Below are 6,924 nucleotides of genomic sequence, written 5' to 3'. Positions count from 1 at the left end.
ACTTTTTTTATGGAGTGAAATTCCAAAATTAAAATCCCAAATTCCCATCTTCACAGAAATAAAATATCTGAAATTGGAATTTGGGATTTTTAATTTTGGGCTTTTTTCGAAAGTTTTGAGCAAAAAAAAACCACCACTAAAAAGTGATGGTTTTACGTTGAGCCGGCGGAGGGACTCGAACCCACGACCTGCTGATTACAAATCAGCTGCTCTAGCCAACTGAGCTACGCTGGCGACTCATTACGGGTGCAAATATAAAATGGTTTTTTTGTTTTACCAAAATAAATTTGCAATAATTTAAATAAAAAACCACCACTAAAAGTGATGGTTTTATCTTGAGCCGGCGGAGGGACTCGAACCCACGACCTGCTGATTACAAATCAGCTGCTCTAGCCAACTGAGCTACGCTGGCGACTCATTACGGGTGCAAATATAAAGCGGTTTTTCGTTTTTCCAAAATATATTTGCACTTTTTTATACTTTTTTTTGCTTACAATTCGTTGATTTTAGCAATCAATTGATTAGCAGTTTCTTCCAATTCAACATTGATTTGTTTGAAGTGCGCTTTTTTGTTTTCAACGTTCTTTGCGTTCACTTTTGTGATCAAAGTATCGAAAGCAGCAATAGCCTGATCGATCAAAGCATTCGTTTCTGGAGTAGGATTTCCTGTAGTAGACATTTCAAATAAGTAAATTGCCTCAATAATATCTCCTAATACGAAGTTGATGTCTTTCTTTAAATTTTTAACGTTTGCCATTTTTATTTAATTTTAATTTGCGTCTGCAAAAGTACACATATTCTTTATATTTACCCCTATGAAATGTAAATTTCTAAAATTGAAGCTTTTCCGTTCAAAATAAATGCATTTATCTCAGCAGGAACCAAAACAGTATCTCCTTTTATATAAGTCTGTTTAAAACCATCAAATTCAATTTCGAAACTTCCCTCAATACACATATAAACTGTAAATGTCTCCCCTGATTTAGAAACTTCTAATTTATTTTCTAATGGAATAAAATTGGTTGTAAAATAAGGACAATCTACAACAGTATTTGAAGTATTAACTTTTGTTTCGTATTTCTTCTGTGTATCTACCTTATTATAATTGATGGCATCAAGAGCTAAATCTACATGCAATTCTCTTTTATTTCCCTGAGCATCTACACGATCAAAATCATATAAACGATAGGTAATATCAGAAGTTTGCTGAATTTCTGCCACAACTAGTCCGGCACCAATTGCATGAACAGTTCCGGTTTCTAAAAAGAAAACGTCTCCAGCTTTTGCTTTTACATCATCTAAAATAGAAACAAGCGAATTATCATGTAAATGTTTCAAATATTCTTCCTTGCTTGAATTCTCTTTAAATCCAACAATAATTCTGGAATCGGCATCTGCCTGCATTACATACCACATTTCGGTTTTACCAAAGGAGTTATGACGTTCTTTTGCTAATTTATCGTTTGGATGAACCTGGATTGAAAGGTCTTCACGAGCATCTAAATACTTAAAAAGTAATGGGAATTGTTTTCCAAAACGTTTATAAACTGCTGTTCCTAAAATTTCATTTGGAGTTTCATCAATAAGATCCATTAATGATTTCCCTCTTAAAACGCCATTCGCAACAACACTTACATCGCCTTCAACAGTTGATAACTCCCAGCTCTCACCAGTAATTTTAGAAACTATTGGCTTATTCAGAATTGTTTTTAATTTTTCTCCGCCCCAGATTCTGTCTTTTAAAATGGGCTCGAATTGTAAAGGGTATAAGTTTGGTTTCATTTTTTTGGCTAATATCTTTATTAAATTGTTATTTGACTAGTACTGTTTTTTTTTATTTAGAGTACTAATTCTCTAATTGTCTCTAAGGCTTTCTCAATATGTTTGGCTGCATTCATACTATCAAAAATATAAATTACAACGCCATTTCTGTCTATAATATAAGTTACTCTTCCTGGTAAAAGACCAAATAAATTATTTCGAACTCCAAAAAGTTGTCTCAGTCTTTTGTCAGGATCTGATAATAATAGAAAAGGCAATTCATGTTTCTCGGCAAATTTATGATGCGATTTTACGCTATCACTACTAATTCCGATTACCTCAGCACCTAAATCCTTGAAATCTTCGTATTGATCCCTAAAGCTGCAGGCTTCAGTAGTGCAGCCGGGCGTATTATCTTTTGGATAAAAATAAATCACAAGAGGCTTTCTCCCCAAAAAACTTTTGCTTTCAAAAATTTCTCCGTGACTATCTTTTGCAGTAAAATTCGGAACTATATCTCCTGTTTTTAATGACATTTATTATTCTCCTTTATAAGTTACAAAATTGCGGTCCGTTTCATTCAAAACGACTTCTAAATCAAAATCGGCATGAATTTTTTTTCTAATTTTATTCCATATCACAACCGCAATATTCTCTGCAGTTGGATTCAAATCCTGAAATTCCGGAACATCCAGATTCAGATTTTTGTGATCAAACGGTATTTCTACTTCTTCGTGTATAATATCCGCTAATACTTTCACATCTAAAACAAAACCAGTTTCCGGGTCAATTTTTCCTGTAACACTCACTGTTAAACCATAATTATGACCATGAAAATTGGGATTATTGCATTTTCCAAAAACAGCATTGTTCTTTTCAAATGTCCAATCTTTCCTGTGCAATCGATGTGCAGCATTAAAATGTGCTTTTCTTGATATGGTTACTTTCATTTGGGTTATTGGTTAGTCTTGGTTAAATTTTATGGTCTTCTAAATAATGATAAAATTCATCAAAAATTATCTTGAACCAAACGGTATAAATTTCGGGCTGTCTTTCAATATCTTCTTTTATATCTTCAATCTTCATCCATTTCCAGTCTTCTACTTCATCATGATTAATGGCCGGACTTTCATTAAAATACCCAATCATAACATGATCGAGCTCATGCTCTGTTAAGCCATTATCAAAAGGAGCTTTATATATAAAATGGAAAAGTTCTTTCAATTCCGTTTTAAAACCCATTTCTTCATACAATCTTCTGCTTCCAGCTTCAATATTGTTTTCACCTTCACGCTGATGACTGCAACAGGTGTTTGTCCAGAGTAAAGGAGAATGGTATTTTTGATGAGCACGCTGTTGTAACATTACTTCGTTTTTATTATTTAAGATAAAAACAGAAAATGCACGGTGCAAAAGTGCTTTTTCATGCGCTTCCAACTTTGGCATTAAACCAATTTGTTCATCATTTTGATTGACTAATATTACGTTTTCTTCTATCATATGGTGTTTTGTCCAAACAAAAATACGAAAAAAGAAATGGCTTGAAAATCCTGAAAAAGATTGTGAAAAGTTTAACGAGCCTCCATTTTCACAAGTATTTAATATTCAAAACTTTAAAAACGGTTATTAATTTAAAATCCCCTAAAAATAAGCTTAAAAAACTATATGCATTGCTTTTACGTAAATAAAAAAAAGTTAAAACATACTTAAAAAAACCTCAATTGTAAATTAGCCGACATTTCGAAACTAACTCTCGTCGTACCTTTGGTTTACAAAATTAAAGCCTCACAGAAATTATGAAAACAAGAACCCAATTTTTCAGCCTTTGCTTTTTAATTCCGCTTTTTATTTTGCAGGCATGCGGCCAATCAACAAAAAAGCAAAACACAAAAACTATTGTTATGGAAAACAAAATTAATAAACCCGGAAATCCATATTATTCAAATACTGATACAACCGTATTACACGTAAGTAATGCAGAGTGGAAAAAAGTGTTACCGGAAGATGTTTACGCAGTAATGCGCGAGGCCGATACCGAAAGACCTTTTACAGGAAAATATTGGAACACCGATGAAAAAGGAACCTATTACTGCGCTTCCTGCGGAAACAAACTTTTTAGATCCGGAGCCAAATTTGCAAGTAGCTGCGGCTGGCCAAGCTTTTTTGAACAAGACAACAAAAAAAGTGTTGTATATAAAGAAGATAATTCACTTGGAATGGAAAGAACCGAAGTATTATGTGGTCGTTGTGGCGGACATTTAGGGCATCTATTTGATGATGGCCCAGAACCAACCGGAAAACGCTATTGCATGAACTCAATTGCCCTGGACTTTATTCCCGATAACAAATAACACGAAAATGAAAAATACAATTTTAATTTGCCTTTTTGCTTTATCCTTAAACGGATTTGCACAAACTAAAAAGCCTTCAAACCTTGAAACTATTACGCTTGGTGGCGGATGTTACTGGTGCGTTGAAGCAGTTTACGAAAATTTAGACGGAGTAAAATCTGTTGTTTCAGGTTTCTCAGGAGGTACTGTTGCGGATCCTACTTATGAGGAAGTTTGCACAGGCGAAACCGGTCACGCTGAAGTTGTTCAGATTACATACGATAAAAACGTAACCGATATTAATGAAATCTTCAAGGTTTTCTTTACGGTTCACGATCCAACAACTTTAAACCGTCAGGGTGCCGATGTTGGAACACAATATCGTTCTGTGATTTTTTACAAAAATGACGAACAAAGAAAAGCAGCACAAAGTATTATTACCGAACTCAACAAAGCAAAAGTGTACAGTAGCCCAATTGTGACAAAAGTAGAACCTTTTAAAAAGTTTTATAAAGCCGAAGATTATCATCAAAACTATTATGCAAACAATAAAAACCAACCGTATTGCAAAATGGTAATTCAGCCCAAAATAGAGAAATTTGAGAAAGTCTTTAAAGACAAACTGAAAAAGAAATAAAACCAAAAAAAGGGAAATGAATTAACTCATTTCCCTTTTTCTTTTATCTGGATTTTAAACTATTGTTTAGCCACTTTTTTAAACCTCATCATGGGCACATCTCCCTGAATTAAATTTAGTTTTCCATCTTTATCAATAGCATAACTTGTTATTTTTTTTATTTGCTGTAAAAACTGCTGTTCTCCTCCACCGTCACAAAACATCATTGTTGCTGGCCCGGGTTCTCCAAAAGTTAAAGCTTTTCCATTTAGTGTATAAGGCGCACTATATCCGTTACATCCATTATTACCATAAACTTTTGTTTCTTTTTGGTCAAAAGTAATTTGTGGTTTTTTATTAGGATATAGACCTTCAAAAGCAATTCTTGGTCCGGAAATATACTCTAATTCCCAGGTTGTATCATAAATACTGACCGAATTTTTAGCTTCTTTTGATGCCATACAGGAAGTAAGTAATAAGGCTAAAACGGAAACGACTGCAATGGTATATTTTTTCATAAAATTTATTTTTTAAAGATTAAAATTGCTTTACAGAATATCCCTTCTCAATATTCGTGCCCGACAGCAAGTTTTATAAAATTTAATATCTAAAAAAGCGCTCAGATTTTGTTATTATATTGCAATTTCTGATCTCTAAGTTACATCATTTTAATTAAAAAACTACAAATCAAATACTTAAATTAAAACATACGATTACATTTTTTTTGTACTTTGCGATGATTAAAAAACTAAAATCATCAATAAAAAACCAAAAAAATGAAGCAATTTCTTTTATTGTTTACTTTATTAATTAGTGCCGTTTCTATCCAGGCACAAGAAAACCTTCCAACAGATTATCTTTCAAAAGAATTCCATAAAGGGCGACGTGAAGCCTTTAGAAATCTAATGCCTGCTAACTCGGTAGCTGTCGTTTTCTCCTATCCGGAAAGAGTTTTCTCCAAAGATGTTAATTACAATTATCATCAAAATCCCGATATGTATTATCTGACCGGTTACAAAGAACCAGATGCTGTTTTACTAATTTTCAAGGAATTACAGGGAACAGCTGATGCATATAACGAAGTGTTATTTGTGAGAGAAAGAAATGCTTCACGAGAAATCTGGACAGGAACACGTTTAGGTATTGAAGGAGCAAAATCTAAATTAGGGTTTACAACAGTTTACAACGGAAAAGATTTCAAGGATTTTGCAATAGATTTTAAGAAATTTGACAAAATTATTTACGACAAAACCCCTACTGATCTTGAGAGCAACCAAAGTGATTTTGATCTTTTTGGCTTACTTCAGTCTTTTAAAACGAAAGCCGGAATTACTCGCGATGATAAAACTTCATTAGAATCGTTTACCAATATCACCAACTCGCTTCGACAAATTAAAACTCCGGAAGAAATGGATTTAATGCGTAAAACCGTTAAACTTTCCTGCGTTGCACACAACGAAGTTATGAAAGCAGTTGGGCCCGATATGAGCGAAAATGAGGCTGAAGGAATTCACGCTTATATTCACAGAAAATATGGTGCCGAAGGCGAAGGTTATCCACCAATTGTTGGTGTTGGAGCAAACGGCTGTATTTTACATTATGGAGAAAACAACAGCACAAAAATGAACAATCAATTATTATTGATGGATGTTGGCTCTGAATATCACGGTTATTCTGCCGATGTTACCAGAACAATTCCGGCAAATGGAAAGTTTTCCGAGGAACAAAAAGCTATTTATCAATTGGTTTATGATGCACAGGAGGAGGTTTTTAAAATCTGCAAAGAAGGAACGCCTATCCAGGATTTAAATACAAAATCAAAAGAAGTAATTGCTGCCGGGTTAATTAAATTAGGAATTATTAAAGATCCAAAAGATGTTCGAATATATTATCCGCACGGCTGCTCGCATTTTCTTGGATTAGATGTTCATGATAAAGGGAATTATATGGGAACCCTAAAAGAAAATATGATCCTTACTGTTGAACCGGGAATTTACATTCCGGCAAACAGCAAATGTGATAAAAAATGGTGGAATATTGGCGTTCGAATCGAAGATGACATCGCCATCAAAAAAGATTCATACGAAAATTTATCTGCTGAATCTCCAAGAAAATGGGAGGATGTTGAAAAAATGGCAGCGCAAAAAAGCACTTTCAACGAAATGAAATTCCCTAAAATATAATTTATTTTGTAGTCCAGATTAAAAGATTAATATG

9 protein-coding genes and 2 tRNA genes are annotated in these 6,924 nt (G+C 33.6%); 3 read left to right on the top strand and 8 right to left on the bottom strand.

The genetic code is table 11. The annotated features are described in order from the left end of the window. Window positions 1-160: 160 nt before the first annotated feature. From B0A65_RS22870 to idi, 7 genes are all read right to left on the bottom strand, one after another. Window positions 161-234, bottom strand: a tRNA-Thr gene (locus B0A65_RS22870). A gap of 104 nt (window positions 235-338) precedes the next feature. Continuing rightward, a tRNA-Thr gene (locus tag B0A65_RS22865) sits at window positions 339-412 on the bottom strand. A gap of 78 nt (window positions 413-490) precedes the next feature. Next, complete coding sequence (locus B0A65_RS22860) at window positions 491-757, bottom strand: hypothetical protein (protein ID WP_026982865.1); 267 nt, start codon at window positions 755-757, stop codon at window positions 491-493. A gap of 56 nt (window positions 758-813) precedes the next feature. Then, window positions 814-1,782 carry a type I phosphomannose isomerase catalytic subunit gene (locus tag B0A65_RS22855; RefSeq protein ID WP_074659460.1) on the bottom strand — a complete coding sequence of 323 codons (969 nt, stop codon included), beginning with the start codon at window positions 1,780-1,782 and terminating at the stop codon, window positions 814-816. A 56-nt stretch (window positions 1,783-1,838) separates the two neighbouring features. Beyond that, window positions 1,839-2,297, bottom strand: coding sequence for a peroxiredoxin (locus B0A65_RS22850; protein WP_074659459.1), 459 nt, complete (start codon window positions 2,295-2,297; stop codon window positions 1,839-1,841). A 3-nt stretch (window positions 2,298-2,300) separates the two neighbouring features. Next, window positions 2,301-2,711, bottom strand: coding sequence for a 6-carboxytetrahydropterin synthase (locus B0A65_RS22845; RefSeq protein WP_056195575.1), 411 nt, complete (start codon window positions 2,709-2,711; stop codon window positions 2,301-2,303). Window positions 2,712-2,733: 22 nt separating this feature from the next. Next, window positions 2,734-3,261, bottom strand: a complete 528-nt coding sequence (gene idi, locus B0A65_RS22840) for an isopentenyl-diphosphate Delta-isomerase (RefSeq protein ID WP_074659458.1) — start codon at window positions 3,259-3,261, stop codon at window positions 2,734-2,736. Between the two features lie 296 nt (window positions 3,262-3,557). On the opposite strand from idi, the gene msrB reads away from it, so the two are divergent. Together msrB and msrA are read left to right on the top strand one after the other, a co-directional pair. After that, complete coding sequence (gene msrB / locus B0A65_RS22835; RefSeq protein ID WP_074659457.1) at window positions 3,558-4,112, top strand: peptide-methionine (R)-S-oxide reductase MsrB; 555 nt, start codon at window positions 3,558-3,560, stop codon at window positions 4,110-4,112. 7 nt (window positions 4,113-4,119) lie between these two features. Further along, on the top strand, window positions 4,120-4,728 hold the full coding sequence (msrA, locus tag B0A65_RS22830; RefSeq protein ID WP_074659456.1) for a peptide-methionine (S)-S-oxide reductase MsrA: 609 nt from the start codon (window positions 4,120-4,122) through the stop codon (window positions 4,726-4,728). Between the two features lie 59 nt (window positions 4,729-4,787). On the opposite strand, the gene B0A65_RS22825 is transcribed toward msrA, so the two are convergent. Beyond that, a complete protein-coding gene (locus B0A65_RS22825) occupies window positions 4,788-5,225 on the bottom strand; it encodes an META domain-containing protein (protein ID WP_074659455.1) in 438 nt (145 codons plus the stop codon). A gap of 258 nt (window positions 5,226-5,483) precedes the next feature. On the opposite strand from B0A65_RS22825, the gene B0A65_RS22820 reads away from it, so the two are divergent. Continuing rightward, window positions 5,484-6,890 (top strand): aminopeptidase P N-terminal domain-containing protein, encoded by a 1,407-nt coding sequence (locus tag B0A65_RS22820; RefSeq protein ID WP_074659454.1) that lies wholly within the window; start codon window positions 5,484-5,486, stop codon window positions 6,888-6,890. Window positions 6,891-6,924 lie beyond the last annotated feature (34 nt).

It is taken from the genome of Flavobacterium frigidimaris (assembly GCF_002217275.1).
Lineage (GTDB): Bacteria > Bacteroidota > Bacteroidia > Flavobacteriales > Flavobacteriaceae > Flavobacterium > Flavobacterium aquidurense.
This window is presented reverse-complemented; position numbering and strand designations above follow the sequence as displayed.